Below are 25,542 nucleotides of genomic sequence, written 5' to 3'. Positions count from 1 at the left end.
CTTTAATAAATTTGTTTATTTGTGATTTTGTTTGATTGATGATATGATTATTCAGTTATTAAAGTCAATTATGCTTTTGAAATATTTCCTGAGCCAGAAACCTTAACATCTCTTTTTTCAGGATTTCCGGTATATCTGATATCTCCTGAACCAGAAACTCTTGCGGTTAAGCTTTCATTGCAATTTACTTTAACATCTCCAGAGCCGGAAACGGTTACATTGGCATTTTTAGATTTCAAATTTGCAGCTTCAATATCACCCGAACCAGAAAGTTTGATAACTAAGTTTTCTGAATTTCCTTTTAACTTAATATCTCCTGAGCCACTCAAACTGAAATCAAAAGAATTTGTTGCAACATCCAAATCAATATCACCTGATCCTGATAAATTTGCCAAAAATTTGTCATTTTTAATTGGAGATTTTGACGTAATATCGCCTGAACCAGAAAGACTAAGCTCAGATATTTTTTCAAATGGAATCGTTAATTCAACTTTTTGACCTGCACTCGGACGCAAATTAACTCCTTTTTTCACTTGAATTTTTAAAGCATTATCTTCAACCTTAACAATAATTGAAGACAAAATATTTTGTTCTCCTTTAATCGTAATCTTTCCTTCTTTTCCCGCAACTAAATCGACATCAAAAAAGCCTGATATTTTAATTGCATCGTATTCAGATGTTGTTCTTGTTTCAGTTACAACATGACCATTACCGTTTATTTTTTCTTGTGCCTTTGCTGTTAAGCCAATTAAAAAGGCACCACAAACTACTAATTGTATTAATTTTTTCATTGTTTTAATTTTTAAGATTATTGCTTTTTGATTAATGAAACGTTTCCATAATTAGAATTAATCATCACTCTGTTTAATCCTTTCTTTTTATGATAACCGCTAATATTTTTACTGTTATTTTTAGTTTCGCTGACATTAATTTCTAAATCATTGCCATTTTTAATACTGCCATATTTTGTTACGATGTCAAAATCGAATGAATAATTAGTGCTGTATCCTAAGGAAACATCAGAATAACCAGTTTTCACACTTACATTACTGGCTTTTTCACTTATAATACCAACATTTAATTTGCTGTAAGTAGCATCGACATTCAAACTGTTTGAGATTTCAGCAATTGCAATAGTCAAATAATTTCCTGAACCCGCAAATGAGTTTACTTTTTGGAATTTTAAATTTCCATAATTACAATTATATTTTATATTTTGGCTGTCACCAACGCTCAAATCACTGTAACTCGCGTCAAGAATAATATTTCCTGCGTCATTAATTTTTAATCCTGAATAACGTGCGTCGATAGTCAGATTTTTGACGTAGTCAATAACACAATTTTGAGAATATTCAATTTGTAATCTATTATTAGAACCATTAAGTCTGCCTAAAGTTACTTTTCCGTATTTGCAAGTGACGTCCGTAGTTGATTCTAAATTTAGCGTAGTTATATTTCCATATTTATTGTTGAGTTTTACCGTACCGTTTTTAGGAATTTTGATTACATAATTAATTTCAAAACTATTGCTGCTTCCTTTACTTTTTAAGGTCGAACTTCCAATATTTGTAACGGCTGTAACCATTGATTTAAGTGCCGTGATATCAACATCAATGCCGTTCAGTTTTTCATTTACCCAATTTTCGTTTCCACCCGTAACCTTAATTGTAATATCGATATCTATTTTGTCTTCATCCCATGTCGAAACTGAAATATTTCCGTATTTGTTGTCGATGTCGATTCCTGCATTTGAATTTACAATGTAAGTTTTTTTAATACTTTTCTGTTTTGAAATAAAAGTATCATCATTTGAAAATACCAAAAAAGGAATTAAAATGAATAGGATTAGTATTTTATAATGTTTCTTCATCAGTTGTGTTTTTTAATTTTTCGTTTTCTTCAATTCTTTTTAATACCGTCTGCAAAAATGATATTCGGGTTTGCAGATTGCTGATCATTGCGTAGATAATTTGTTTGTTTTCACCATTTTTTTGAAGCTCTTTTATGATTTTTTCATAATCAGCATCAAAAACTTTCATTTGTTTTAAGGCATCATTTATAATTTGCTCATTTTCTGGTGAACTTTTTTCTTTAAGCTTTACGAGTTCATTATCAATGAGAATACTGAAAATAGAATCAGTTCGTTTCGTTTCTTTTGATGCAAATTTGAATTCCTTAGGTTTCTCATTATTATAAAAAAGCGATACGCCCAACATTAATACAATCGATGCAGCAATAGCTGTTACAAACCAATAGTTTTTCTTTGGTTGTTTTTTATTTAATTTATTTAGAAAATCTACCTGATGATCGGAATTCATTTCCTGTATATCCCATTGATTTTCAAATTTTTTAAATAATTGATCTAAACCGTCATTTTCCTTTTTCATATATCCAAATTTTATTTTTTAGAGGTGATATATGGTATCGCCTTTTTCTTATTTGATTTTTGTTGCCACAAAATTGTCTTAGGTGGCGATATCATAATTCCTCTAATTTTTTTCGTAAGCTTTCTTTGGCTCTGCTCAATGTTGTTCGGCAATTGGCATAACTGATATTCAAAATTTCGCAAATCTCCTCCTGATCATAACCTTCAATATAAAAGAGCGTCAATACCATTCTATAATTATCTTTTAAACTTGAAATGACATCTAAAACCTGTTTAACCTTAAGTGAATTTAAATCGATATTTTCAGAGAAAAAGCTGTCATTTTCTTCCACTTTATAAAGCGTTTTGCTCAAATCTTCAACATGAAAAGCATTGTTTTTTTTATAGAAATCAATACTGTAATTCACGATGATTTTTTTTAGCCAGGCTCCAAAAGCCACTTCTTGTTTATAATCATTAATCTTTGTAAAAGCTTTCAGAAAACCTTCCTGCATGACGTCTTGTGCAAAATGTTCGTCTTTTACAATCCTGTAAGCCACGTTGTACATAGCTTTACAATAGCGATTGTAAACTTCGAATTGTGCTTTTTGATTATTGTTTTTACAAAGCGCGATTAATTCTTCGATATTTTGGTTGGTTATGTTCAAGTATTGCTTGCTAGTTTTTTATAAGGACTTTGCTTTTTTTGATATGTTACACTTTTGATAAAATTAATTTTATTTTTTTTAGAAATTGCTGAAAACAGTCCTTAAAATTGAATTTCGAAACTGACTCTTTTGCATTTGGCACAATGATTGTCTATTTTTACAGCCTATCTTTTAAATGCAACACTTATTATAGTTTCATAAAAAACTACATTATTTAAAGCTACATTTACAGTTAGGATTAAACTTTTAATGACAAAACGACTTATATATTATTATGTCAAATCATAAAATACTCACTATTGACAATCTGTCACTTCAAGAATTTGATTCAGAAGCAGAATTAATTCCTTTATTAACTCCGGAAGACGAAGAAGAAATGAATAACGAAGAGCTGCCTCTTTCGTTACCAATTTTGCCTTTACGTAATACAGTTTTGTTTCCTGGTGTCGTAATTCCTATTTCGGCAGGCAGGGATAAATCAATAAAATTAATCAATGATGCCAATGCTGGTGGAAAAATCATTGGTGTAGTTTCTCAAATTAATGAAGAAGATGAAGATCCGTCTAAAGATGATATTCATAAAATTGGTACTGTAGCAAGGATTCTTCGCGTTTTAAAAATGCCAGATGGAAATGTTACGGTGATTTTACAAGGGAAAAAACGTTTTGAAATTGATGAAGTAGTTTCAGAAGATCCTTATATAACGGCAACAATCAAAGAAGTTTCAGAAGAACGTCCGGAAGAGAATGATACTGAGTTTACAGCTATTTTAGATTCGGTTAAAGAATTGGCTATCCAAATTATAAAAGAAAGTCCAAACATACCTTCAGAAGCTACTTTTGCGATTAAAAACATTGAAAGCCAATCGTTTTTGATCAATTTTGTTTCTTCCAATATGAATTTATCGGTTAAAGAAAAGCAAGGCTTATTATCGATAAATGGATTAAAAGAACGTGCTTTAGAAACGTTGCGCTATATGAATGTTGAACTTCAAAAATTAGAATTGAAGAATGACATTCAGTCAAAAGTTCGTTTTGATTTAGATCAGCAACAACGTGAATATTTCCTGCACCAGCAAATGAAAACTATCCAGGAAGAATTGGGTGGCGTTTCGCAGGAAGAGGAAATGGACGAAATGGGGCAGAAAGCAAAAACCAAAAAATGGGACGAAAAAACGCAGAAACATTTTGAAAAAGAATTGTCTAAAATGCGCAGAATGAATCCACAATCACCAGATTTTGGAATTCAGCGTAATTACTTAGAGTTGTTTTTAGAATTACCTTGGGGTGAATATTCTAAAGATAAATTCGATTTAAAACATGCTCAGAAAATATTAGACAAAGATCATTTTGGACTTGAAGAAGTTAAGAAAAGAATGATTGAACATTTGGCCGTGTTGAAACTTCGTAACGATATGAAGTCGCCTATTATTTGTTTGACGGGACCTCCGGGAGTTGGTAAAACATCTATTGGCCGTTCAGTCGCTGAAGCTCTTGGTCGTGAATATGTGCGTATTTCATTAGGAGGATTGCGTGATGAAGCAGAAATTCGCGGTCATAGAAAAACATATATTGGTGCGATGCCAGGCCGAATTATTCAAAGTCTAAAGAAAGCCGGAACTTCTAATCCAGTTTTTATTTTAGATGAAATTGATAAATTATCGAGTGGTAACAGTGGCGATCCATCTTCAGCTTTATTAGAAGTTTTAGATCCGGAACAAAACAATGCTTTCTATGATAATTTCCTTGAAATGGGATATGATTTATCTAAAGTGATGTTTATTGCTACATCAAATAATATGGCAGCAATTCAACCGGCATTACGCGACAGAATGGAAGTAATCAAAATGTCAGGTTATACCATTGAAGAAAAAGTAGAAATTGCAAAAAGACATCTTTTTCCAAAACAATTAGAGGCACATGGTTTAACTAACAAAGATTTGACAATTGGTAAAAAACAATTAGAAAAAATCGTCGAAGGTTATACACGTGAATCTGGTGTTCGTAATTTAGAAACTAAAATTGCTCAGGTGATTCGTAATGCTGCAAAGGCAGTAGCTATGGAAGAGGAATACAACAAAAAAGTTACTGACGAAGATATCGTAACTGTTTTAGGTGTACCAAGATTAGAGCGTGATAAATATGAAAACAATGATGTTGCCGGAGTAGTTACAGGTTTAGCCTGGACAAGTGTTGGTGGTGATATTTTGTTTATTGAATCTTTAATTTCTGAAGGAAAAGGTTCGTTGAGTATTACAGGAAATTTAGGTACTGTAATGAAAGAATCGGCTACAATTGCTTTAGAATACATTAAAGCAAATGCTAAAAAATTAGGGTTAAATACAGAGTTATTTCAAAAATATAATATCCATTTGCACGTTCCTGAAGGTGCAACACCAAAAGACGGGCCTAGTGCAGGAATTGCAATGCTTACGTCTTTAGTTTCATTGCTAACACAAAAGAAGGTGAAGAAAAGTCTTGCCATGACAGGTGAGATTACACTTCGTGGAAAAGTATTGCCAGTTGGTGGAATTAAAGAGAAAATTTTAGCTGCTAAAAGAGCTGGTATTAAAGAAATCATTTTGTGTCACGATAATAAAAGTGATATCGATGAAATTAAAGCTGAATATTTAGAAGGTTTGACCTTTCATTATGTAAAGGAAATGAGTGAGGTTTTAGCTTTGGCTCTCACTGATCAAAATGTAAAAAATGCTAAAACGTTAAAATAAAATTGAAGTAAAATTCCAATATTTTTTTAATTCCAAATTCCAATCTGAAAAAATTCAGCATTTGGAATTTGGGATTTTTTTTTTGAAATTTTATTTAGCACAAATTTTTATTTTTTACGTTATATAATTTTATCTTCGCATTTGCGTTATTCCCATATAGGAATCGCCCCAAAAGCATGTTAAAACAATTTGTTTTACTTTTTTTTATTTTGATTTGTTCGGTTTCTTACGGGCAAATTGGAGGGCGGTACACTTATCAATTTCTAAATTTAACAACATCACCCAGACAAGCAGCACTAGGAGGGAAGATAATTACAATTCATGATGAAGATGTTAATCAGGTCATGTTTAATCCGGCTGCACTAAACGAAGATATGGATAATCATCTGGCTATGAATTACGGTAGTTATTATGGAGAAGCTTCTTACGGAACTGCTTCTTATGCATATACTTATGATCGTCACGTGCAAACTTTTTATGCTGGTATAAGTTATGTAAACTACGGTTCGTTTGAAGGTTATGATGAAAATGGTCAGGCAACATCAGATTTTACAGGAAGTGAAGGTGCATTATCATTGGGTTATGCTTATAATATTCCATATACGGATGTGCATATTGGGGCTACTGCTAAGTTAATAACTTCATCATTAGAAAGTTATAATTCTGTTGGTGGAGCAATTGATGTGGGAATTATGTATGAAATTCAAAAAAATAATGTAAATTTGGCTCTTGTAATTCGAAATGTTGGAACTCAGTTTACAACTTACTCGGGAATACATGAAAAATTGCCCCTTGAAATTATTGCAGGAATGTCGCAGGAATTAGAGCATGTGCCGTTAAGATGGCATCTTTCTTTAGAAAATTTGCAACAATGGAACATTTCATTTTCAAATCCGGTTCGTGGTGAAACCAATATTGACGGATCGACAAGTGAAGAAAAAGTTTCTTTTGTAAATAATGCTTTAAGACATGTCGTTCTTGGTGCTGAACTTTTTCCGAGGAAAGCAGTAAATATACGCTTGGGTTATAACTTTAGGAGAGCAGAGGAATTAAGAATAGACGATCAACGTAATTTTTCAGGACTTTCTTTAGGTTTTGGTTTAAAGATAAACCGCTTAAAATTTAATTATTCATATTCAAGATATACTTTGGCGGCTAATACGAGTCTTTTTGGGCTAATTTTAAACTTTCAATAGGCAATTTTATGAAACTATTTTATTTATTTCTATTTGTTACGGCAGGTTTATTTAATACCTCGAAATTTAATTATAAAGAAGAATCTCTGTCTGATATTGAAATCGAAAGAATAAATACGCAGGTAAATACGGTAAAAGCAATGGTGTATGCTGGTCCTCAGTATAATACTAAAATCGCGTTTTTAGTAGACATGAGAATAAAGTCTGGCAGAAACCGATTTTTTGTTTATGATCTTGTAAATGACAAAATTTTAGATCAGGGGCTTGTAGCTCACGGATCAGGATCTGAAACCGGAATAAGAGGAGAACTTAAGTTTAGCAACACCCCAAACTCAAATTGTACATCATTAGGCAGATATTCTATTGAAAGATGTTATAAAGGAATATTCGGAAAAGCTTACAGATTAAATGGTTTAGATGATACAAATAATAATGCTTTAAAAAGAGCAATCGTTTTGCATTCTTATTCTGCAGTGCCTCTTGATGAACAGGATTATTATATTTCAAACAGCCATGGCTGTCCAATGGTTAACGAAGAATTCTTCAAAAGAATTGAGAAAATAATTGATAGTTCTAAATCGAAAATTATTTTAAATATCTATTACTAAGATATATTCCCCAAATTACAAACCTTATAAAATCAAAAAGATTATTTTGAAAAAAATAACCATTGCAATCGACGGATTCTCGTCAACAGGAAAGAGTACATTAGCAAAACAGTTGGCAAAAGAATTAGAATACGTTTACGTCGATACAGGAGCAATGTATCGTGCAGTAGCTTTATTTACAATGCAGAATCAGTTCATCGGAGCTGATTTTTTTGATAAAAAAGCACTTATAGAATCTCTTCCAAAAATCCAATTAGAATTTAAATTCAATGCTGATTTAGGTTTTGCTGAAATGTATTTGAATGGCGAAAATGTCGAAAAACAAATCAGAACTATTGAAGTTTCCAATTATGTAAGCAAAGTAGCCGAAGTTTCTGAAGTGCGTTCTAAATTAGTAGAACAACAGCAGGAAATGGGAAAAAACAAAGCTATCGTTATGGACGGCAGGGATATTGGGACTGTTGTTTTTCCGGATGCAGAATTGAAAATCTTCATGACAGCGAGCGCTGAAACGCGTGCGCAAAGACGTTTTGATGAATTGCAGCAAAAAGGAGATAATGTATCATATGAAGATGTTTTGAAAAATGTTGTAGAAAGAGATTATATAGATACACATCGTGACGATTCTCCTTTAGTCATTGCCGATGATGCAATTGAAATAGATAATTCTTACCTAAGTAGGCAAGAACAATTTGCAGCTGTTTTAGAATTGATAAATGACGTCGTAAAAACGGCTTAATTTTTTGCAGATATCATTTTTAATGGTAGTTTTACCGCTTCATTTATACTAAAGACAATTTCATCATATGGGAATTAAAAACAGATTGATTATAATGAGTTTTCTTCAATTTTTTGTTTGGGGAGCGTGGCTTATTACTATTGGAAATTATTGGTTTGGAACTAAAAATTGGGAAGGAACTCAGTTTGGTCTTGTTTTCGGAACCATGGGAATTGCTTCTTTATTCATGCCTACCTTAACCGGAATTATTGCTGACAGATGGGTAAATGCCGAAAAACTTTACGGATTTTTGCATATTGCTTATGCTGTAGTTTTGTTTGGTATAGCGCATGTTACAACTCCGGATAACTTTATATATGTAATGCTTGCTGCAATGTGCTGTTATATGCCAACAATTGCGTTAAGTAATTCCATTTCATATACTTCACTAAAATTAAACGATAAAAATATAGTAAAAGATTTTCCGCCAATTCGTGTGTGGGGAACTATTGGTTTTATCGCCGCTATGTGGATTACCAATTTAAGTGGAAGTAAAGCGACTGAATATCAGTTTTATATTGCCGGAGTTGGAGCATTAATTTTAGGTGTTTATTCTTTTACATTGCCAAAATGTGAGCCGCAGCGTTTGACAAAAGAAAATGCGACGTTAGTTGAAACTTTAGGTTTAGAAGCTTTTAAATTATTCGGAAATTATAAAATGGCTTTATTTTTTGTTTTCTCTATGTTTTTAGGGGGAGCTTTACAATTAACTAATGCTTATGGAGATGTATTTTTAGATGAATTCAAGCATTTTCCAAAATATGCAGATTCTTTTGTAATCAAATATTCGACTATTATTATGTCGATCTCTCAGGTTTCTGAAACCTTATTTATCCTGGCAATTCCATTTTTCTTAAGACGTTTTGGAATCAAACAGGTGATGTTAATTTCTATGTTGGCTTGGGTTTTAAGATTTGGATTATTCGCTTTTGGAGATCCTGTTGGTGGATTATGGATGATTATTATGTCTTGTATTGTTTACGGAATGGCATTTGATTTCTTTAATATCTCAGGTTCATTATTTGTAGAAAGCAATACAGACTCTAAAATTCGTTCTTCAGCGCAAGGATTGTTTATGATGATGACTAATGGAGTAGGAGCAGTTTTAGGAAGTTTAACTTCAGGATGGGCAATTGATCGTTTCTTTACGAAATCATTTCATAATACAAGTGAATTAGCAGGATTTTTACAAACTGAAACTACAAATTCAAAAATGTTAGAATTTGTAAAAGGACAAGGGAACTCAGTTTCTGCTGAAGGAGTTTTTAGTAATCCTATTTTAATGAAAGATTGGCATACGATCTGGTTGTCGTTTGCAGCTTATGCTTTAGTTATTGCAATTGCCTTTGCTGTTTTATTTAAACATAAACATGACCCTAAGGAATTGGAGAATTTGAGTCATTAAGAAAAAGTTTTTTTCAAGGCTTTTGGTTTTGAAAAAGTAGAATAAAAAAATAAATAAAAATACCACACTGATTTCAGCAGAAGAAATCAGTGTGGTATTTTTTATTTAATGAATTATATAAATCAATATTATGGCAAAGGCAAAAATAAAATCATATTCTCTTTCTGAAATGAAAGATAAACTTATTGGAAAAATTGGAACTAAAGAAAGAGATAAGTACGAGAAAAACTTCTTAAACAAATTTCTAAACTTAAATGAATGCTCAAGTAAATCTTTGTCAAGTTTTAAACTTTGACAAAGATGACTACCGATTAGTTAAATCAACAGGTTTTTAAAACCTGTCGGGTTTGTCGTTTTTAAAAATGAATGATAAGGGTTTAGATCAATAGAAAAAACTTAAATTTGATTTTGTAATTAAAAGCGTTGAATTATGATTAGACAAATTTTAGGAGTTATTGTTGGTTATGCGATTTTTGTAATCACTTCTTTATTTTTTTTTAAATTCTCAGAAGTGAATCCGCATGAAGTGGCTTCTAAATTTTTTATGGTTTTGACTTTTGTTTACGGTAATGTTTTTTCTTTCATCAGCGGACTTGTAGCTCAGTTGATTGCAAAGACTAAAAGCCTGAAAGTTAATTATGTGCTTTTTGTGATTATGGCTGGATTTGCGACTTTTTCGCTTTTTATGTCAGGTGGTAGTTCTTGGACGCAATTGTTGGCGATTTTTGTTTTTTCGCCGGTTTCTATTTTAGGTGGATTATTTTGGATTAAGAGAAGTAGACAATAATGAGATTTGAATTGGTTTTTGATAAAGATATCTATAACAAGCAAATGGATTTGCTGTTTGATTTGGCTTGGAAAAGAAAAGCTTTTTATTATAAAAACTCCCAATATTTTGGTGCTTTTTTGATATTTGTTGGTGTCGTAATGATTTGTAATCGACCAAATCTGTTTGGTTTTGGTCTGCTTATTTTAGGTTTATCAAATTTGCTTTCTTTCATTTATTATTACTTTAAAATAAAAGCAGTCTATAAAAAGTTTGATGTTGCTAAAATTAAGGAAGCTGAAATTAATAATGATTTTAAAAATTTTGTTTTCGACTTCACAGATAAATCATTAATTACGAGCGACGGCAAGCATTTTAAAAGTATTGATTGGAAAGAATTCAAAACATACTTAATTGAAGAAAAGAATTTGATTTTAATCACTAAAGATTATCATCCTTATATATTGGCAGAGATTGAAGTTGGTGAAGAAAATTTTCAGAAATTAATTTCTTTTATCGAACAGAAAATTAAAACGAAATGAAATCTTTGTCAAGTTTTAAACTTTGACAAAGATAGTTGTACATAGTAAATCCGACAGGTTTTAAAAACCTGTCGGGTTTGTTATTATCAAAATTTAAGGTTCTTAAAACTACTACTCGTTCTTGTCTAGCCCCGATAGAAGCGGTATCCTTTTTTGCTTTTTCTGCAAAAAAGATACAAGCGGATAGCGGGACTGAACGTCTTAAAAAACCTAAAATCTTCTGCTCCTGAACAATTGGCTGATAATCATTTAGAATTGTTTTGCTATTACAAATATTTGTATTAATTTTGCAAACCTTTTGGCAAAGAAGAGTTTCCTTTAGGTATCAACTATTTATGTAAAACAACTTCTGTTTTTTCTACTGCTTTATGAAACTCGAGGAAAACAGAATACAAATTTTTATCAGAGCATGTCTGAACAATTAAAATCACAAGAAGAGTTTTTAGCAAATTTTAACTGGCATAATTTCCAAGAAGGAATTGATGCAGTAGATGAGAAAAACTTACAAGAATTCGAAGAACTAGTTTCAAAAACTTTCATCGCTACAGATCAAGAAGAAGTAGTTGAAGGTGTAGTTGTTAGAATTACAGATAGAGACGTTATCGTTGATATCAACGCAAAATCGGAAGGTGTTATTTCTTTAAACGAATTCCGTTACAACCCGAACTTAAAAGTTGGTGACAAAGTAGAAGTATTAATCGACATCCGTGAGGATAAAACAGGTCAATTAGTATTATCTCACAGAAAAGCACGTACTATTAAATCATGGGATAGAGTTATTTCTGCAAATGAAACAGGAGAAATCGTTAATGGTTTTGTAAAATGCAGAACTAAAGGTGGTATGATCGTTGACGTTTTCGGAATTGAAGCTTTCTTACCTGGTTCTCAAATTGACGTTAAGCCAATTAGAGACTACGATGTATATGTAAACAAAATGATGGAATTCAAAGTGGTAAAAATTAACCACGAATTCAAAAACGTTGTTGTATCTCATAAAGCGCTTATCGAAGCTGATATCGAAGTACAGAAAAAAGAAATCATCGGTCAATTACAAAAAGGACAAGTATTAGAAGGTGTTGTTAAAAACATTACTTCTTATGGTGTGTTCATTGACTTAGGTGGTGTTGACGGATTAATTCACATTACTGACCTTTCTTGGAGTAGAATCAACCACCCAAGTGAAGTTCTTGAATTAGACCAAAAATTAAACGTTGTAATCCTTGATTTCGATGATGAGAAAACAAGAATTCAATTAGGATTGAAACAATTAAACGCTCACCCATGGGATGCTTTAGATGCTAATTTAACTATTGGTGATAAAGTAAAAGGTAAAGTAGTTGTAATCGCTGATTACGGTGCATTTATCGAAGTTGCTGAAGGTGTTGAAGGTTTAATCCACGTTTCTGAAATGTCATGGTCAACTCATTTACGTTCTGCTCAGGATTTCGTAAAAGTTGGAGATGTTGTTGAGGCTGTTATCTTAACTTTAGATAGAGATGACCGTAAAATGTCATTAGGTATCAAACAATTGACTCAAGATCCATGGACTGACATTACTTCTAAATACCCAGTAGGTTCTAAACATACAGGTATCGTTAGAAACTTTACAAACTTTGGTATTTTCGTAGAATTAGAAGAAGGAATTGATGGATTAATTTACATCTCTGACTTATCTTGGACTAAGAAAATCAAACACCCATCTGAATTTGTAAATGTTGGTGAGAAACTTGATGTAGTTGTATTAGAATTAGATGTTGAAGGACGTAAATTATCTTTAGGTCACAAACAAACTACTGCTAATCCTTGGGATCAATACGAAGATTCTTTCGCTGTAGGAACTATCCACAATGGTGAAATTTCTGAAATCGTTGACAAAGGAGCTACTGTAGAATTCGGAGATGATATCGTTGCTTTCATTCCTACTCGTCACCTTGAAAAAGAAGACGGAAAGAAATTGAAAAAAGGTGATACTGCTGATTTCAAAGTAATCGAATTTAACAAAGAATTCAAAAGAGTAGTTGCTTCTCACACTGCTATCTTCCGTGAAGAAGAAGAGAAAAATGTGAAAGCTGCAACTGAAAATACTTCATCTGCATCATCTACAAATGCACCTGCTGCAACTTTAGGAGATAACAATGATGTATTAGCTGCATTAAAAGCTAAAATGGAAAAAACTGAGAAAAAATAATTCTTAAGTTTTTTATAAATAGAAAGTCCCACAGTAATGTGGGACTTTTTTTTATGTCTTTGTTTCAGGTTTAAAGTTTCAAGTTTCAGGCTAGTCTGTTTTTAAAAGAAGTTTTTTTTGTTAATTTGCAGCTAATAATTTAGATTCTTCTGGAGTATATTCATTTACAATTGCATAAGTTTCAATTTTTGCAATTTTCATTTCATCTAAAATATCAACCAAATTTTTAAAGCTGCATTTTTTACTTGGTTTTATTATTACAATTGCACCTCTTTTTGACCTTCCAAGACTATTATAATATTCAATTTCGCTTTTGTTTCTTTTTAGAAGCTCTCTACGGATTCCTTCTTTTCCATATTTCATTTCTCTTGCTGGAGATATAGGAGATTCTAAAATACCCATGTAGGATATTAATTTGTTATTTTCTCCTAGTAGTATTGTTATACTTCTATTTTCACCATAACCATGCCATCCACCACAAGTTACATCATTATCAGGTAAACTTAAATCTATGACTTTTGGCTTAGCCAATTCAATTGTCACCATAAAAAATATAATCAGTAAAAAAGAAACGCTGACCATAGCCGTTAAATCAACTCTCGTATTTAGCTTTTTACTTCTTACTTTTTTAGGTAGATTTTCCATGATAAACCATTTGGTAACTAAAGTTAGTAATAAAAGTAATACAATAAGATTGCGAATATGAGAATTTTTTAAAAATAAATTTATTAAGTAAAGTCTTGTTTTACAGTTGTTTTTGAAGATTTTATAATGATTTTGAATCTTTTTTAAATTTTTAGTAAAACCAAATCGAAAACTATCCCGTAAATGAGCTTATAACTTAAAATATCAATTATGAAAACTAGAAAATTTTTAGCCGCAGCAATCTTAACACTTGGATTTGCTTTTACGTCATTTGCTCAAAAAACTGTAATGGTGGGTGGAGCAGCCATGTATCCAAACAAAAATATTATTGAGAATGCCGTTAATTCAAAAGATCATACCACTTTGGTAGCTGCCGTAAAAGCTGCAGGATTAGTTGAAACATTGCAAGGGAAAGGACCTTTCACCGTTTTTGCTCCAACAAATGCTGCCTTTGATAAATTACCTGCAGGAACTGTTGAAACATTATTGAAACCAGGAAACATTAAAACGCTTCAAACGATTTTGACCTATCACGTTATTGCAGGAAAAATGAATGCATCTGACATTGCAAAAGCAATTAAAATGGGTAAAGGAAAAGCAACTCTTAAAACTGTTAGTGGTGGAACTTTAACTGCCTGGATGGATGGAAAAGATTTATACATCAGTGACGAAAGCGGTAATAAAGCTAAAGTTACAATTGCAGATGTGAACCAATCAAATGGTGTTATTCATGTAGTTGATACTGTATTGCTGCCAAAAATGTAATACTTTGTAAATCTCAAAAATAAAATTCCAAATTCCAAATTCCAATTTAAAAGTTGGAATTTGGAATTTTATTTTTATAGATTTATCTTTTAGCCGTTAAAGTCGATCCTGCAGAGGCAATTACAACACATACCACAGCCAAAATTTCATAAAAACTTAGATTTTCGTCCAAAAATATAAAAGCACAAATTGCTGCTGCTGCAGGTTCCAAACTCATTAAAATACTGAAAGTACGTGGTGGAAGCTGACCTAAAGCTTTCATTTCGAGTGTAAATGGAATCGCACTTGACAAAAGCGCCAAAGCAACACCCATACCAAAAAGTTTTGGTGTAAGATTAGCCAATCCGTTTTCTAAAAATCCAAAAGGCAAGATTAAAATTGCGGCAAAAAGCATTCCGGTTGAAACGGCTTGCCCTCCATGCATAATTTTAGAAATTTTCCCACCCAAAACGATGTACGCAGCCCATAAACCGCCGGCTAAAAGGGCAAACAAAACTCCCAAAGAATCAATTCGGTCGTTTGTCCAGGGAGCAATTAAAACAATTCCCGCTGCAGCAAGTAATACCCAACAATAATCTATTAATCGTCTTGAGCCAATTATAGCCACTAACAATGGACCGATAAATTCTAAAGTGACGGCAAGACCAATTGGAATTCTTTCAATTGCTAAGTAAAAAATCAGATTCATAGCACCTAATGACAAACCATACGGAATTACAATTTTCCATTGTTTAGGTGTAACATGAAATAAATTTGGTCTATAGGCTAAAAATAAAATTAAGGCAGAAATACCTATTCGGATAGAAGCCGTTCCTGCCGCTCCAATAGCTGGGAAAAGTGTTTTAGCTATGGCAGCTCCGGATTGTACGCTTATAATTGCCAAAAGTACTGCCGGAACAGGAGGAAGGTTGAATTCTTTATTTTTCATGAGAAAGTTTGCTGAGATTCAAAACTACGAAATAAGTTTTGAAGATGTATTTGTTCTGATGCAAATAGAAATTTGCATTGCAGTAGAATTCTTAAGTATGAAATTTTTAAATTATTCTAAAGCACGTTTAGTAACATAAGCTCGATATCCAATAATAGCCATTTGCCATTTTTTTGCTTTAGAAATATCTAAACCTTGTTTGGTAAAACTTGGTAAAAGAACCTTATTGATTTTGGCTAAAATTTTAAACATAGTAGGTTTGTTTTTTCAAAGATATAAAAAAAAGACTTTGTGTTTTAACAAAGTCTTTTTTAGTGTTTTAAGTCAATTTAAGATTTTCTGCTCTCTTTTTCTAATCTTTTTAATTCTTTTTCGTGTAGCTTCATGTTCTTTTCGTGTTGCTTCATGTTTTTTTCATGCTGCTTCATGTCAAGCTCATAGCGTCTCATATCTTGTTCGTATTGTCTAACGCTGTTTTGATACTCTTTTGAATCCTTACCATACTTAATGATTACGTTCTCACCATATTTATTCATGTCGTCATTGAATTTTTCCATGGCGATCTCGTATTTTTCCATTTCTTTCTCATAAATAGCTTCTCTTTGAGACATAATTTCTTCTATTTGTTTTTCATAATCAGATAGATCTGGTTCAAAAGCTTCCATTTTTTTTTCAAATTCCTCCATTTCTTTTTCAAATTTAGCCATGGCAACTTTGTCTTTTGGATTTGATGGTGCTACCGGAGGTTTTGGCATTTTAGACATATCAATAGAAGGCATTGGAGGCAATGCACCACCCGGAAAAGCTGGCATCGCTGGGGCAGCTGGGGCAGCAATCATACCAGCTGGCGCAGCGGGAGCTGGTGGAGCAGGCGGTGCTGGTGCTACGGCTCCGTTTGTTTCCTTAACATCTACGATTCGATTCTGAATAACCATTGATTTGTCAACTGCACCGTCAGTTATTAAATCGATAGATTTAGAGCCGTTATCTTCAGTTGTTACAACAATTCCACAACTTTTAATGGCTTTATCACCTTCAATTTGAATGGTTTGTACTTCTTCTGATCCTTTTTTAATATCTACCTTAATAGCGGTCAATTCGTTTTGAGTGTTTCTTTTAACATTCGTAATAACAACATCAACATCGTGATTTTGTTTCAATTTTTCAGCTATTACTTTTAATTCCTGATCAGTTGTTGTTTTTTTGATTTTATACACATCAACTGAAGAAATTTTTTCGTTTACTTCCTGAACTTCCTTTTTCTCCTGCGCAATAGTTTTAATTTGAAATAAAAATACAAAGGCGGCCAGTGCTGGAATTACAGTACAATACTTCCAATAATTTGTTTTTTTTGATTGATTTTTGTTTAACATGACAATTCGTTTTTTGATTAATGATTGATAAAAATGATTGGTGATGGCAACACAGGTTTCATGTGTTGTTATTTTTAAAAGCGTGTATTGATACGCTTTTTTGTCGGATATTTTTTTTGCCGCCTCACTGTCGGCGATAAACTCAAGATTTTGAAGTATGGCTTTTTTATACAACCAGATTATTGGGTTGAACCAAAAAAGCACACAGAAAATTCTTGAAACAATAACATCCATAGTGTGATTTTGATCGCTATGCACTTTTTCGTGCTCGAGAATACTTTCTAATTCTGATTCGCTGTACAGTGATGAGTTGTAAACGATATAATCAAAATAAGAAAATGGAGCGATGTTTTCTTCCACGTCTATAAACTTGAAATCGGCTTCCTGCTGTATATTTTTACCTTTTAAAACCGAATTTAAACTGTAAAAATCAAAACCGAATTTTAGTATAAAAGCTAAAAAACCTATACTGTAAATTGATAGTAGAACATAATTCCAATTAATCTCAAAAGAATCTTCCTGAATATTTTGAGGGATATAGACTGGCGAATAACCCATAGATGGCAGTGGAGTAGGATCTACCCAGACAATTTTGGTGTAAACTACAAAAGGCAATACTACAGAAGTTATCAAACCGGCTAATAGAAACCATCTGTTAGTATTAAAGAATGTTTCTTTTCTTAGTAAAAAGAAATAAGCGCAATAAAACAGTACTAATAATCCGCTCGATTTTGCGATAAAAATGAAAAGTGCTTCCATAACGATTATTTTTCTTCTTTTGGAGTTTCAATCATGGTCAAGATTTCCCGTAATTCGGCTGCGGAGATTTTTTCTTCTTTAGCAAAAAACGAAACCATACTTTTATAAGAACTGTTGAAATAATTATCAATTGCAGTGCTCATAAAACCTTTTCTATAATCCTCGATGCTTACAATTGGATAATATTGATGTGTATTTCCAAAGGCATTGTGACTTACATATCCTTTCTCTTCAAGATTTCGAACAATAGTCGAAAGTGTATTGTAATGCGGTTGATCTTCAGTAATTTCAGCCTGAATTTCTTTTACAAAAGCCTTTTTAAGCTTCCATAAAATGTGCATTATTTCTTCTTCCTTATTGGTTAATTTTAACATGGTTTTGGATAGTTTTAAAAAGAATGAAAAAATATATTAATTGGTCGTAATTACGATAACGCCATCTTTGCCTTTCTCTCCATATTTCTCAGTTGCTGTTAAACCTTTATAAACATTTACTGTTGTGATGGTTTCGGGATCGATATCATCAACGTTAGCATTATAAACAACCTCTCCGTTTACAATCACCAATTGTTTACCGTGAGTTAAGGTGTGAGCTCCATTAGTTTTTATGCTAATATTTTCGTTTGTTTTTGGATCAGCATTTAGATCCCTAAAGCCAATTTTTACATTTTTATTTGTACTTTTATTTACGTTTACGTTAGTATTGGTAGTATTTGTACAAGTAATTGTACTAACGCTTGTATGAGTATTATCAGTAGTTTTAACATCACAATTAGTTTTAGAATTTTGAACATTTTTTACTTCAACAACACGTTCTTGATTAACGGTATTAACTGCATCTATCTGGTTTTCAGTTTGTAAGCCAATCTTTTTTGAACCATCATTCGCAGTTTCAACTACAATTGCACAATCTTTTATAGCATTATTTCCTTTAACTCTATACGATTGGGTTTGCTCAGAACCTCTTTTTAAATCAAATCTGATCGCGGTTAGTTCATTATTAGAATTTCTTTCAACATCGGAAACTTTTGTATCAACATTGTGATTTTGCTTCAATTTTTCAGCTATTTCTTTTAACTGCTGATCGGTGGTTGTTTTTTTGATTTTGTATACATCTACAGAACCATCGCCATTAATTTCTTTTGTAATTTCTCTCTTCTCTTTTGCAATTACTTCAACCTGAAATAAAAGTACAAAAGCTGCAAGCGCCGGAATTACAACATAGAGCTTCCAGGAATTTCTCTTTTTTGATTGATTTTTGTTTAACATAACAATTCGTTTTTTGATTAATGATTGATAAAAATGATTGGTGATTGATAGACAACTTTCATGAGTTGTAATTTTTAAAAGCGTGTATTGATAGGCTTTTTTATCGGATATTTTTTGTGCTGCCACTGCATCAGCAATAAATTCCAGATTTTGAGTTATTGCTTTTTTATACAACCAAATTAATGGGTTGAACCAGAATAAGATACAAAAGAATCTCGAAATCAAAACATCAATAGTATGATTTTGATCGCTATGTACTTTTTCATGTTCAATAATATTTTCTAATTCTAAAGCTGTAAACATTGATGAGTTGTAAACAATATATTCAAAATAAGAAAAAGGAGCAATATTTTCGGTGGTGTCAATAAATTTAAAATCAGCTTGTTGTTTTACTTTTTTTCCTTTTAATACCGAGTTCAAAGTATAAAAGTCAAACGCAAATTTTATTAGTAAAGCCAAAACTCCAAGAGTATAAACAGCTATTAAAATAAAATTCAAGTTCATTTCAAAAATATTCTTTTCCGTCGGTTGATTATAAACAGATAAAAAATTAGCATTTGAAAGTGGAGTAGGGTTTATCCACACCGTTTTAGTATAAACAAAAAATGGAAGTGCTACTGATGTTATTAAACCGGTCAATAAAAACCATCGATTACTATTGAAAAAAGTTTCTTTTCGAAGTAAAAAAAAGTAGGCGCAATAGAATAATATTACTAATCCTGATGATTTTGCGATGTAAATAAAAAGTGCTTCCATAAACGGTTATTTTACTTATTTTTTATCTTCTTTTGGAGTTTCGATCATAGCAAGAATTTCGCGTAATTCTGCCGCAGATATTTTTTCTTCTTTAGCAAAAAATGAAACCATATTTTTATATGAACTATTGAAATAGTTATCAATAGCAGTTTTCATGTACTTTTTGCTATACGCTTCTAAAGTGATAATTGGATAATATTGATGTGTATTTCCAAACGCATTATGTGCTACAAAGCCTTTTTCTTCCAGATTACGAACAATAGTCGATAGTGTATTGTAATGCGGTTGATCTTCAGTGATTTCGGCCTGTATTTCTTTTACGAAAGCTTTTTTTAGCTTCCATAAAATTTGCATAATTTCCTCTTCCTTGTTGGTTAGCTTTTGCATGTTTTCTAATTTTAATTCAAACCTACAACTATTTTTCTAGTTACACAACTATAAAAATAGTTATTTAACTAAAAATTAAGTTTGATTTCAGATGAAAGCATAGAAAAAACACTCAAATTTAAAAGTAATAAATTGAATTTGAGTGTTTTATGTGTTAAAAGTAATTAGGTTTTTTTTTTCGTGAAGCAAGGCCTTTTTAATCCACAAGCAACAAAGTGTCGCCACAACGCCAATTGAAGCCATGAAAAACCAGTTAGTTTGGTAGCCTAATCTGGTAATGATTTCAAAACCAACTTTAGAACTTATAATATGTGCCAAACTAAAACTCATGGTATAAAGTGCCATATAGCGGCCTTCTTGCCCACGTGGCGCACGACTTAAAGCGAATGCATTCGAAAACGGAAAGGTTAGAATTTCTCCAATCGAAATGCAAATCATACTTACAACCAGAATTCCAGCCCAAAAATTTATCAGTAACAGAAAGAAACTTGAGGCCATAATAAAGGAACCAAGAATAATAATTCTGATTTTAGGAAAGCCTTTACGCTCCATAAAACCTACTGTTGGCATTTCGAGGGCAAATATCAATAGTCCGTTTAAAGTCATTAATAAGCCTGTTTGAAATTCACTTAAGCCAAATTTCTCATTATGATATAACGGAAGTGTTGTGAATAGCTGGAAGAAAATCATGGCGGTTACAAAACTCACAAATAAGAAAACCCAAAATATTCGATCATGAAATACTGATTTTTTATCTGATGTACTTTCAATTTTGTCATCGTGCACTACTTTTTTCTTTTCTTTTACCAATAAAGCAAAAATCGAAATGGAGACAATACACGAAGCTCCATCAACCCAGAATAAACCGGAATAACCGATTCCCATAATAATCAAACCTCCCAGTGCTGGTCCGGCAGCGAAACCTAAATTTACGGCTAAACGTACTAAAGTTAAAGCACGCGTTCTGTTTTCAGGTTTGGCGTAAGCTCCTAAAGAAACAAACATTGCAGGACGAAACATGTCTGCAATGACCATCAAAAAAAACATACCGATGCATAAACCCAAAAACGAAGTAATGTATTGTACTAAAAAAAGTGCCACTCCACTGGTAAATAAACTAAAAATCATGATTTTATAAAATCCAATTTTATCTGAAAGTTTTCCGCCCAACCAAGATCCTAACATAGAGCCTAAACCAAATGAAACCATGATCCAACCTACCTGATTATAAGTAAATTGAAGATCTTCTTTTAAATATTTAGACAAAAAAGGAAGCACCATTGTTCCGGCGCGATTGATAAAAGTAACAAGTGTAAGTATCCAAATTTCTCTTGAAAATCCGCGAAAATTGTTGATGTAGTGGTTAAAGGCAGTTTTGAGCATTATAAATTCTGTTATTTGCAACAAAGTTAGAAAACTTTGTCACGTATAACCGTTGCCGCTTTGTTACTTTTAAACTATTTTTGCTCAAAATTTTTAAGATGAAAAAAATTGCATTTTTTGTTTGGTTACTTGTATTGAATTTTGGTTTTAGCCAAAATAAATTTAGTAAAGCCGAGGTAGAGAAATTTCAGAAAACGATAAACGCTGAATATGCTGATGCTAAGACGAGTCCGTTGATGGAAGCGGATTTAAAAACTTTTAAAACTTTAGAATTTTATCCGATAAATGAAAAGTTTTTTGTGAAAGCAAAGTTTGTAAAAGCGAAAAATGAAAAGGTTTTTGAAATGAAAACTACCGGAACAAGAACACCACAATATATAAAATACGGTACTTTGTTTTTTACTTTAGATGGTAAAGCAATGCAGTTGAATGTTTATAGAAGTATTGATCTTTCTAAAACCGAAGAATATAAAGACCATTTATTTCTTCCTTTCTCAGATTTAACTTGCGGAAAAGAAAGTTACATCGGAGGAAGATATATTGATTTGAAAATCCCGAAAGGAAACACAGTTGCAATCGATTTTAATCAGGCTTATAATCCGTATTGTGCTTATAATCATAAATATTCCTGTCCGCTGGTTCCTTTAGAAAATGATTTGAATATTGAAATTAAGGCGGGCGTTAAAACTTTTCATTAATGAAATACTTTAATTTTCATACACATGCTGTTACAAATCAGCCTGATGTTTTAGAGTTGATGAATCAGTATCCAAATGAATTTGATGCTTCGATTCCGTTTTATTCAATTGGAATTCATCCGTGGCATATTCTAACAAACAGAATTGCTGTTGATTTAAAAATTATTGAAGAAAAATTACAGACCGAAAATTGTTTAGCGATTGGTGAATGTGGTTTAGATAAGCGAATCGGAATTCCACTTGAACAACAAGTTGAAGTTTTCGAAAAACAATTGGCTTTGGCCGAAAAATATAAAAAACCCGTCATAATTCATTGCGTTGCGGCTTTTCAGGAAATAATCGCAATTAAGAAAAAATTGAAAATTTCGGTTCCGATGATTATCCACGGATTTTCAAAGAATAATAAAATTGCAGCACAACTTATAAAAGAAGGATTTTATATTTCGTTTGGGAAATATTTACTCCAAAATCCCGAATTAAAAACGGTATTTCAGCAAATTCCAAATGATCGTTTTCTCTTGGAAACCGACACGATGCAAGAAAATATTCAGCAGGTTTATGATCTTGCTGCAAACTATAAAGACTTAACATTAAGTGAATTACAAAGTATTATTTCAAGTAATTTCGAAAGTATATTTAAAAAGTAAGAAGTGAAAAGTTAGAGGAAAGAAACAAGAAGAAAGAAACAAGAAGAAAGAAACAAGAAGAAAGAAACAAGAAATGAGAAGTAAAATGTTAGTTGTTAAGTCGTACCATTTCACATCTTACATTTCACATTTTTTTTACATTTCACATCTAACAAATAAATAAAATAAAAAAAGAAAATATGGCAGAGTGGACAGAAAGAGCCGAGCTTTTATTTACAAAAGAAGGATTACAGAATTTACAAAATTCGAATGTTTTAGTAGTTGGATTAGGTGGAGTAGGATCATTCGCTGCTGAATTTTTAGCAAGAGCGGGAGTTGGAAACATGACCATTGTAGATGGCGATGTAGTTGATATTACCAACATTAACAGACAATTGCCAGCATTGCATTCAACAGTTGGACAGCCAAAAATTACGATTGTCGGAGATCGTTTGATGGATATAAATCCAGAATTGAAATTGACTCGTGTGCAGGAATTTTTATCTCCGGAAAGAGCTTTTGAAATTGTTTCTCCCGAATTTGATTATGTTTTGGATTGTATTGACAGTATTACGCCAAAATTAAATTTAATTATCGCAGCCAAACGTAAAAGAGTAAAAATATTAAGCAGCATGGGTGCTGGCGGAAAAATGCTGGCTTCGAAAGTGAAAGTAACGGATATTTCGAAAACTATAAACTGTTATTTCTCTAAAACAATTCGTAAGCGATTAAAAGCAGAGAAAATCAATAAACTAAAAGTGGTTTTTTCTTCTGAAATTCAGGATGAAAAAAGCCTAAAATTAACTGACGGAAAAAACTTCAAAAAATCTTTCTACGGAACAAACAGCTACATGCCTGGATTATTTGGCCTTCATGCTGCTGAAACGGTAATTCGATATTTGTTGGTTAAAAAATAGTTTCAAGTTTTCTTTGTTTCAAGTTTCAAGTTCTTGAACAACGAACCTTTGTCAAAGTTTTAAACTTTGACAAAGGTGCAAAAACTTAAAAAAACCTTTGAACCTTTGTTCCTCAAAACCTTTGAACCTTAAAAGAATGATAAAAACAGTAATTTTTGATATGGATGGTGTAATTGTGGATACTGAACCAGTACACCGTTACGCATATTACAAACAATTTTCAGAATTGAAGATCGAAGTTTCTGAGGAAATGTACACTTCGTTTACAGGATTTTCGACTCGAAATACATTTCAGACTTTAAAAGGATTTTTTCCGGTGATTGAACATGAAGTTGAAGATTTGATTCAGAGAAAAAGAAGTATTTTTAATGATGCTTTCGACACCAAAGAAGATTTGTATTTATTGGAAGGAGTTGAAGATTTAATTAAAGATTTGTATGCAAATGGAATCCAGTTGATTTTGGCCTCTTCGGCATCAAAAGTTACAATTGATCGTGTTTTTACAAGATTCAATTTGCATCAATATTTTACAGATATTGTGAGTGGTGAAGATTTTCCACAATCGAAACCAAATCCAGCTATTTTCTTGCATGCAGCTTCATTATCTAGTGCGCCAAAAGAAAATTGTATTGTGATTGAAGACAGTACAAATGGTGTAAAAGCGGCAAAAGCTGCCGGAATTTACTGTGTTGGCTATAATAGTCATCATTCAAAATTGCAGGATTTGTCAGCAGCTGATTTGATAATCAATCACTTCAATGAATTAAATGCTCTAAAAATATCACAACTTAAAGCTTGAATTAAGTGAAATTTAACATTTGTTCCCTGATTGAATTTTGTAAATTTGAACAAAAACAAATAAAACCAAACAATGAAAAAACTACTTATTGCATTAGCTATAATTTTAGCACCTTTTGCTACAGAAGCACAAATAAAAACACCACAAGCAAGTCCAAAAGGGTATATTAAACAAACTGTTGGTCTGACTGATGTTGAAGTTACCTATTCAAGACCGGGAGCGAGAGGAAGAGCCGTATTCGGAAATTTAGTACCCTTTGGTAAATTATGGAGAACTGGAGCGAATGAAAACACAATTATCAATTTTAGCGATGATGTTGTTATTGATGGTAAAACATTAAAAAAAGGAAAATATGCAATTTATACAATTCCTAAAATTGAAAGCTGGGAGATAATTTTTTATCTGTCTACTGACAACTGGGGATTGCCGGAAAACTGGAACGATGCTTACGTTGCCTTAAGAACTACAGTTAAAGAAGATGCATTGCCAACTCCGGTGGAAACTTTCACTATCGGAATTAACGGTTTAGATCCAAACTTTGCTTATTTAGAAATGGCTTGGGAAAATTCTCATGTTGCTTTGAAATTTGAAGTTCCAACAGCAAAAACAGCTACTGCAAGTATCGAAAAAACATTGGCTGGACCATCTGCAAATGATTATTTTTCAGCATCACAATATTTATTTCAATCAAACGGAAACATTGAAACTGCCAGAACCTATGTTGACAAATCGTTAGACATGAGTACAGAAAAACCATATTTCACATTAAGATTAAAATCATTGATTCAGGCAAAACAAGGAGATAAAAAAGGAGCAATCGAAACTGCCAAAGCGTCATTGGCTGCTGCCGAAAAAGCGAACAATCAGGATTACGTAAAAATGAATAAAGACAGTATTGCGGAGTGGAGCAGATAATAATTCTTTGAATTATTAAATTCCAAATTTAAAAAAAATCCAAATTCCAATATTAATTGGGATTTGGATTTTTTTTTGC

General features: G+C 32.1%; 26 protein-coding genes. 14 read left to right on the top strand and 12 right to left on the bottom strand.

Annotated elements, in window-relative coordinates:
* Positions 1–68 precede the first annotated feature (68 nt).
* The 4 genes from J2X17_RS12195 to J2X17_RS12180 all read right to left on the bottom strand — a co-directional run bounded on the left by J2X17_RS12195 (position 69) and on the right by J2X17_RS12180 (position 3,033).
* Complete coding sequence (locus J2X17_RS12195) at positions 69–791, bottom strand: head GIN domain-containing protein (protein ID WP_310298270.1); 723 nt, start codon at positions 789–791, stop codon at positions 69–71.
* A 17-nt stretch (positions 792–808) separates the two neighbouring features.
* Complete coding sequence (locus J2X17_RS12190) at positions 809–1,870, bottom strand: DUF4097 family beta strand repeat-containing protein (protein WP_310298268.1); 1,062 nt, start codon at positions 1,868–1,870, stop codon at positions 809–811.
* Positions 1,854–2,387, bottom strand: coding sequence for an anti-sigma factor (locus tag J2X17_RS12185; protein WP_310298266.1), 534 nt, complete (start codon positions 2,385–2,387; stop codon positions 1,854–1,856). The genes J2X17_RS12190 and J2X17_RS12185 overlap by 17 nt, the downstream gene beginning before the upstream one ends.
* Before the next feature lie 91 nt (positions 2,388–2,478).
* The gene (locus tag J2X17_RS12180) at positions 2,479–3,033 is read right to left on the bottom strand and encodes an RNA polymerase sigma factor (protein ID WP_310298264.1); all 555 of its coding nucleotides are present in this window, start codon (positions 3,031–3,033) and stop codon (positions 2,479–2,481) included.
* 274 nt (positions 3,034–3,307) lie between these two features.
* On the opposite strand from J2X17_RS12180, the gene lon reads away from it, so the two are divergent.
* The 8 genes from lon (at position 3,308) to rpsA (ending at position 13,244) form a co-directional block, all read left to right on the top strand.
* Positions 3,308–5,761 (top strand): endopeptidase La, encoded by a 2,454-nt coding sequence (gene lon, locus J2X17_RS12175; protein ID WP_310298261.1) that lies wholly within the window; start codon positions 3,308–3,310, stop codon positions 5,759–5,761.
* A gap of 176 nt (positions 5,762–5,937) precedes the next feature.
* On the top strand, positions 5,938–6,957 hold the full coding sequence (gene porQ / locus J2X17_RS12170) for a type IX secretion system protein PorQ (RefSeq protein ID WP_310298259.1): 1,020 nt from the start codon (positions 5,938–5,940) through the stop codon (positions 6,955–6,957).
* A gap of 8 nt (positions 6,958–6,965) precedes the next feature.
* A complete protein-coding gene (locus J2X17_RS12165; RefSeq protein WP_310298256.1) occupies positions 6,966–7,565 on the top strand; it encodes a murein L,D-transpeptidase catalytic domain-containing protein in 600 nt (199 codons plus the stop codon).
* 46 nt (positions 7,566–7,611) lie between these two features.
* Entirely contained in the window at positions 7,612–8,304 is a 693-nt protein-coding gene (gene cmk / locus J2X17_RS12160) for a (d)CMP kinase (RefSeq protein ID WP_310298254.1), read from the top strand.
* Positions 8,305–8,371: 67 nt separating this feature from the next.
* Positions 8,372–9,748: a nucleoside permease gene (locus tag J2X17_RS12155; RefSeq protein WP_310298251.1), complete on the top strand. Its 1,377-nt coding sequence runs from the start codon at positions 8,372–8,374 to the stop codon at positions 9,746–9,748.
* Between the two features lie 430 nt (positions 9,749–10,178).
* Entirely contained in the window at positions 10,179–10,535 is a 357-nt protein-coding gene (locus J2X17_RS12150; RefSeq protein ID WP_310298248.1) for a hypothetical protein, read from the top strand.
* Positions 10,535–11,056, top strand: coding sequence for a hypothetical protein (locus J2X17_RS12145; protein ID WP_310298245.1), 522 nt, complete (start codon positions 10,535–10,537; stop codon positions 11,054–11,056). Before J2X17_RS12150 ends, J2X17_RS12145 begins: the two co-directional genes overlap by 1 nt.
* A 409-nt stretch (positions 11,057–11,465) precedes the next feature.
* The gene (gene rpsA, locus J2X17_RS12140; RefSeq protein WP_089354646.1) at positions 11,466–13,244 is read left to right on the top strand and encodes a 30S ribosomal protein S1; all 1,779 of its coding nucleotides are present in this window, start codon (positions 11,466–11,468) and stop codon (positions 13,242–13,244) included.
* A 120-nt stretch (positions 13,245–13,364) separates the two neighbouring features.
* Here rpsA and J2X17_RS12135 read toward each other — a convergent pair whose 3' ends face one another.
* On the bottom strand, positions 13,365–13,889 hold the full coding sequence (locus tag J2X17_RS12135; RefSeq protein ID WP_310298237.1) for an ExbD/TolR family protein: 525 nt from the start codon (positions 13,887–13,889) through the stop codon (positions 13,365–13,367).
* A 210-nt stretch (positions 13,890–14,099) separates the two neighbouring features.
* Between J2X17_RS12135 and J2X17_RS12130 the strand changes: the two genes are divergently transcribed.
* A complete protein-coding gene (locus J2X17_RS12130) occupies positions 14,100–14,654 on the top strand; it encodes a fasciclin domain-containing protein (protein ID WP_310298234.1) in 555 nt (184 codons plus the stop codon).
* Positions 14,655–14,736: 82 nt separating this feature from the next.
* Here J2X17_RS12130 and J2X17_RS12125 read toward each other — a convergent pair whose 3' ends face one another.
* From J2X17_RS12125 to J2X17_RS12095, 7 genes are all read right to left on the bottom strand, one after another.
* Complete coding sequence (locus tag J2X17_RS12125) at positions 14,737–15,582, bottom strand: EamA family transporter (protein ID WP_310298230.1); 846 nt, start codon at positions 15,580–15,582, stop codon at positions 14,737–14,739.
* Between the two features lie 111 nt (positions 15,583–15,693).
* Complete coding sequence (locus J2X17_RS12120) at positions 15,694–15,834, bottom strand: hypothetical protein (RefSeq protein ID WP_026985003.1); 141 nt, start codon at positions 15,832–15,834, stop codon at positions 15,694–15,696.
* A gap of 77 nt (positions 15,835–15,911) precedes the next feature.
* Complete coding sequence (locus tag J2X17_RS12115) at positions 15,912–17,714, bottom strand: M56 family metallopeptidase (RefSeq protein ID WP_310298225.1); 1,803 nt, start codon at positions 17,712–17,714, stop codon at positions 15,912–15,914.
* Positions 17,715–17,719: 5 nt separating this feature from the next.
* Positions 17,720–18,088, bottom strand: a complete 369-nt coding sequence (locus tag J2X17_RS12110; protein ID WP_310298223.1) for a BlaI/MecI/CopY family transcriptional regulator — start codon at positions 18,086–18,088, stop codon at positions 17,720–17,722.
* A gap of 36 nt (positions 18,089–18,124) precedes the next feature.
* A complete protein-coding gene (locus J2X17_RS12105; RefSeq protein ID WP_310298221.1) occupies positions 18,125–19,738 on the bottom strand; it encodes a M56 family metallopeptidase in 1,614 nt (537 codons plus the stop codon).
* Positions 19,739–19,753: 15 nt separating this feature from the next.
* Entirely contained in the window at positions 19,754–20,125 is a 372-nt protein-coding gene (locus J2X17_RS12100) for a BlaI/MecI/CopY family transcriptional regulator (RefSeq protein ID WP_310298218.1), read from the bottom strand.
* A gap of 147 nt (positions 20,126–20,272) precedes the next feature.
* On the bottom strand, positions 20,273–21,508 hold the full coding sequence (locus J2X17_RS12095) for an MDR family MFS transporter (RefSeq protein ID WP_310298215.1): 1,236 nt from the start codon (positions 21,506–21,508) through the stop codon (positions 20,273–20,275).
* A 98-nt stretch (positions 21,509–21,606) separates the two neighbouring features.
* On the opposite strand from J2X17_RS12095, the gene J2X17_RS12090 reads away from it, so the two are divergent.
* From J2X17_RS12090 to J2X17_RS12070, 5 genes are all read left to right on the top strand, one after another.
* Positions 21,607–22,206 carry a DUF1684 domain-containing protein gene (locus J2X17_RS12090; protein ID WP_310298213.1) on the top strand — a complete coding sequence of 200 codons (600 nt, stop codon included), beginning with the start codon at positions 21,607–21,609 and terminating at the stop codon, positions 22,204–22,206.
* Positions 22,206–22,853, top strand: coding sequence for a TatD family hydrolase (locus J2X17_RS12085; RefSeq protein ID WP_310298210.1), 648 nt, complete (start codon positions 22,206–22,208; stop codon positions 22,851–22,853). Before J2X17_RS12090 ends, J2X17_RS12085 begins: the two co-directional genes overlap by 1 nt.
* 179 nt (positions 22,854–23,032) lie before the next feature.
* The gene (locus J2X17_RS12080; protein WP_310298207.1) at positions 23,033–23,749 is read left to right on the top strand and encodes a tRNA threonylcarbamoyladenosine dehydratase; all 717 of its coding nucleotides are present in this window, start codon (positions 23,033–23,035) and stop codon (positions 23,747–23,749) included.
* A 136-nt stretch (positions 23,750–23,885) separates the two neighbouring features.
* Positions 23,886–24,548, top strand: coding sequence for an HAD family hydrolase (locus J2X17_RS12075; protein WP_310298204.1), 663 nt, complete (start codon positions 23,886–23,888; stop codon positions 24,546–24,548).
* Between the two features lie 72 nt (positions 24,549–24,620).
* Entirely contained in the window at positions 24,621–25,463 is an 843-nt protein-coding gene (locus J2X17_RS12070; RefSeq protein ID WP_310298202.1) for a DUF2911 domain-containing protein, read from the top strand.
* Positions 25,464–25,542 lie beyond the last annotated feature (79 nt).

The sequence above is a fragment of the Flavobacterium aquidurense genome (genome assembly GCF_031458035.1).
Taxonomy (GTDB): domain Bacteria; phylum Bacteroidota; class Bacteroidia; order Flavobacteriales; family Flavobacteriaceae; genus Flavobacterium; species Flavobacterium aquidurense_C.
Note: the sequence above shows the minus strand (reverse complement) of the source record. Positions and strands in the feature narration are given on the sequence as shown.

What these genes read in the sequence shown, in the direction of transcription:
- J2X17_RS12080 (WP_310298207.1), top strand. Translation starts at nt 23,033, where the DNA reads ATGGCAGAGTGGACAGAAAGAGCCGAGCTTTTATTTACAAAAGAAGGA.
- J2X17_RS12085 (WP_310298210.1), top strand. Translation starts at nt 22,206, where the DNA reads ATGAAATACTTTAATTTTCATACACATGCTGTTACAAATCAGCCTGAT.
- J2X17_RS12095 (WP_310298215.1), bottom strand. Translation starts at nt 21,508, where the DNA reads ATGCTCAAAACTGCCTTTAACCACTACATCAACAATTTTCGCGGATTT.
- J2X17_RS12150 (WP_310298248.1), top strand. Translation starts at nt 10,179, where the DNA reads ATGATTAGACAAATTTTAGGAGTTATTGTTGGTTATGCGATTTTTGTA.
- J2X17_RS12190 (WP_310298268.1), bottom strand. Translation starts at nt 1,870, where the DNA reads ATGAAGAAACATTATAAAATACTAATCCTATTCATTTTAATTCCTTTT.
- J2X17_RS12125 (WP_310298230.1), bottom strand. Translation starts at nt 15,582, where the DNA reads ATGAAAAATAAAGAATTCAACCTTCCTCCTGTTCCGGCAGTACTTTTG.
- J2X17_RS12135 (WP_310298237.1), bottom strand. Translation starts at nt 13,889, where the DNA reads ATGGAAAATCTACCTAAAAAAGTAAGAAGTAAAAAGCTAAATACGAGA.
- J2X17_RS12185 (WP_310298266.1), bottom strand. Translation starts at nt 2,387, where the DNA reads ATGAAAAAGGAAAATGACGGTTTAGATCAATTATTTAAAAAATTTGAA.
- rpsA (WP_089354646.1), top strand. Translation starts at nt 11,466, where the DNA reads ATGTCTGAACAATTAAAATCACAAGAAGAGTTTTTAGCAAATTTTAAC.
- J2X17_RS12120 (WP_026985003.1), bottom strand. Translation starts at nt 15,834, where the DNA reads ATGTTTAAAATTTTAGCCAAAATCAATAAGGTTCTTTTACCAAGTTTT.
- J2X17_RS12130 (WP_310298234.1), top strand. Translation starts at nt 14,100, where the DNA reads ATGAAAACTAGAAAATTTTTAGCCGCAGCAATCTTAACACTTGGATTT.
- J2X17_RS12195 (WP_310298270.1), bottom strand. Translation starts at nt 791, where the DNA reads ATGAAAAAATTAATACAATTAGTAGTTTGTGGTGCCTTTTTAATTGGC.
- J2X17_RS12155 (WP_310298251.1), top strand. Translation starts at nt 8,372, where the DNA reads ATGGGAATTAAAAACAGATTGATTATAATGAGTTTTCTTCAATTTTTT.
- J2X17_RS12090 (WP_310298213.1), top strand. Translation starts at nt 21,607, where the DNA reads ATGAAAAAAATTGCATTTTTTGTTTGGTTACTTGTATTGAATTTTGGT.
- J2X17_RS12115 (WP_310298225.1), bottom strand. Translation starts at nt 17,714, where the DNA reads ATGGAAGCACTTTTCATTTTTATCGCAAAATCGAGCGGATTATTAGTA.
- J2X17_RS12110 (WP_310298223.1), bottom strand. Translation starts at nt 18,088, where the DNA reads ATGTTAAAATTAACCAATAAGGAAGAAGAAATAATGCACATTTTATGG.
- J2X17_RS12145 (WP_310298245.1), top strand. Translation starts at nt 10,535, where the DNA reads ATGAGATTTGAATTGGTTTTTGATAAAGATATCTATAACAAGCAAATG.
- lon (WP_310298261.1), top strand. Translation starts at nt 3,308, where the DNA reads ATGTCAAATCATAAAATACTCACTATTGACAATCTGTCACTTCAAGAA.
- J2X17_RS12070 (WP_310298202.1), top strand. Translation starts at nt 24,621, where the DNA reads ATGAAAAAACTACTTATTGCATTAGCTATAATTTTAGCACCTTTTGCT.
- J2X17_RS12105 (WP_310298221.1), bottom strand. Translation starts at nt 19,738, where the DNA reads ATGGAAGCACTTTTTATTTACATCGCAAAATCATCAGGATTAGTAATA.
- J2X17_RS12075 (WP_310298204.1), top strand. Translation starts at nt 23,886, where the DNA reads ATGATAAAAACAGTAATTTTTGATATGGATGGTGTAATTGTGGATACT.
- J2X17_RS12165 (WP_310298256.1), top strand. Translation starts at nt 6,966, where the DNA reads ATGAAACTATTTTATTTATTTCTATTTGTTACGGCAGGTTTATTTAAT.
- J2X17_RS12100 (WP_310298218.1), bottom strand. Translation starts at nt 20,125, where the DNA reads ATGCAAAAGCTAACCAACAAGGAAGAGGAAATTATGCAAATTTTATGG.
- porQ (WP_310298259.1), top strand. Translation starts at nt 5,938, where the DNA reads ATGTTAAAACAATTTGTTTTACTTTTTTTTATTTTGATTTGTTCGGTT.